The organism is Planomonospora antibiotica (assembly GCF_014647955.1).
Classification (GTDB): domain Bacteria; phylum Actinomycetota; class Actinomycetes; order Streptosporangiales; family Streptosporangiaceae; genus Planomonospora; species Planomonospora parontospora.
Genome location: NZ_BMQE01000172.1, coordinates 1 through 505, shown reverse-complemented (window position 1 = coordinate 505; position 505 = coordinate 1). Strand labels below are relative to the sequence as shown.

At 41.2% G+C, this 505-nt stretch carries 1 rRNA gene; it reads left to right on the top strand.

The features are described from left to right. Positions 1 to 404, top strand: a 23S ribosomal RNA gene (locus tag IEZ06_RS35975); the annotation flags it as partial. Positions 405 to 505: the final 101 nt, after the last annotated feature.

Sequence of the window (505 nt, the reverse complement as noted above, 5' to 3'; positions counted from 1 at the left end):
TAAGAAATGATTTAAAATAAGATAACCCCCTGAATTTAAGCATATTATTAAGGGGAGGAAAAGAAAGAAACATCGATTTCCTTAGTAGCGGCGAGCGAACAGGAAGAAGCCCAAACCCGAAAGCCTGAGAGGGCATTGTGGGGTCGAGTATTATGGTAGATTGGAAAGGATGAAAAGTAACGTATCTGGAAAGGTAGGCCAAAGCGGGTGACAGCCCCGTGGGTTTTCATTTTTTTTGGTCAAGACGATGATGCTGGGGAGTCGAGCTGCTTGAGAGTGCAGTTCTAATCGGGTGGTAAACTCCACCCAAGGCTAAATATCGACAGGAGACTGATAGCGAACAAGTACCGTGAGGGAAAGGTGAAAAGTACCTTGGAGAAGGGGTGAAGAGAGCCTGAAATTGTTACGTGGGAAGCATATATATGAAATGATAATATATAATATGGATGATAATACTGAGAGGTATGTTGGATATATTATATATAATAGGTATGATGAGAAAAAA